This is a genomic window from uncultured Thiodictyon sp., from assembly GCA_903837595.1.
In the GTDB taxonomy this organism is placed as follows: domain Bacteria; phylum Pseudomonadota; class Gammaproteobacteria; order Chromatiales; family Chromatiaceae; genus Thiodictyon.
In genome coordinates, this window is sequence record CAILVI010000295.1 from 1 (window position 1) to 1,629 (window position 1,629).

The window sequence follows — 1,629 nt, forward strand, 5'->3', positions numbered from 1 at the left end:
GGCGCCCCTGGCGGTGGCCGCCATCAAGGAGCAACTGCGCATGTTGGGCGATTCGGCACCCCTGCAACCGGGCATCTTCGAGCGCATCCAGGAACTGCGGAACACGGTGTACAAGAGCCGCGACTATGCGGAAGGCATCCGCGCCTTCAAGGAAAAACGCAAGCCAGAATTCCTCGGGGAATAGGGTCTATCATCCTCCAACATCAATTTGAACCGTAGGTCAGGTTGTGAGAGCAACCTGACGCCCCCTTGGATTATAGTGGATCCCGAATTCCAGACAGTGGTTTAAGCTGCGGTCTGTGATAGGGAACGAAGAGCGATGAGCGAAGCGAAGAAGCGGAAGGTGCACAGTCCGGAGTTCAAGGCGAAGGTGGGGCTGGAGGCCTTGCGCGGGGTGAGGACGATCAACGAGATTGGCCAGGAATATGGCGTCCATCCGGTGCAGGTAGGGCAGTGGAAGAAGGAAATCCAGGAGCAGGCGAAGACGCTGTTTGAGGGCAAGCGCGGGCCGAAGCCGGCGGCGGAGCATCGGGAGCCGGAGCGGCTGTACAGCGAGATCGGCAAGCTGAAGATGGAATTGGACTGGCTCAAAAAAAAGTCCGGGATGAGCCTGTCATGACCCGGCGGGCCTGGATCAGCCCGGTGGGCGAGCTTGCCGTGGTGCGTCAATGTGCGTTGAGCGGGGTGTCACGGGCGACGGTCTACGCGCACCGGCGGCCCGCGGCGGTGGACGCGAGCGACCTGCTGCTGAGCCGACTGATTGACGAGGAATACACCCGCCATCCCTTCTACGGCACGCGCCGGATGGTGCTGTTTCTGAAGACGGTGGAGCACCTCGTCAATCGCAAGCGTGTGCAGCGCCTGATGCGGCAGATGTGCCTGGCCGGCATGGCGCCGGGACCGAATACCAGCCGGGCGCAGCCGGAGCACAAGGTCTATCCCTACCTGCTGCGCGGGGTGGCGGTTGTGCGGCCGAATCAGGTGTGGAGCACGGACATCACCTACATCCGGCTGGCGCGGGGCTTTGTCTACCTGGTGGCGGTCATTGACTGGTACTCGCGCCGGGTATTGAGTTGGCGTATCAGCAACAGCATGGAAGCGGTGTTCTGCGTCGACTGCCTGGAGGAGGCCTTGCGTAGCCACGGCAAACCGGAAATCTTCAACAGCGACCAGGGCGCGCAGTTCACCAGCGCGGCCTTCACCGACGTACTCAAGCGGGAAGGCATTGTCATCAGCATGGATGGCCGTGGGCGAGCATTCGACAACATCTTCGTCGAGCGGCTCTGGCGCACCGTCAAGTACGAAGACGTTTATCTGAAGGGCTACGCCACCCTGGGCGACCTGACGCTCGGCCTGGTCGGCTACTTTGCTTTTTACAACGGGGAGCGCCCACACCAGTCTCTCGGCAACCGCACCCCCTTGGTGGTGCATCAGAACGGCGAGGGCGGCGGCGCGATGATCGTGGATAAATTTGGCGGCGCGCGGGGGGAATCCCCTGTTCCGCTACGCTCCACAGGGGATTCCCCCCGCGCAGAAGCAACGTCAAAGGCAACCCCAACGGCAACCCCAACGGCAACCCCAACGGCAACCCCAACGGCACCCCCAACGGCAACCCCAACGGCAACCCCA

Annotated in this window: 1 protein-coding gene and 1 pseudogene; both read left to right on the forward strand. The window is 62.4% G+C overall.

Translation table 11 applies throughout. The features are described from left to right. Positions 1-184 (forward strand): hypothetical protein (locus QZY44_RS16375; RefSeq protein WP_295448357.1); only part of this gene is annotated, 184 nt, incomplete at its 5' end. A gap of 135 nt (positions 185-319) precedes the next feature. Continuing rightward, positions 320-1,491 (forward strand): annotated as a pseudogene (locus QZY44_RS16380) (IS3 family transposase); the annotation flags it as partial. Positions 1,492-1,629 lie beyond the last annotated feature (138 nt).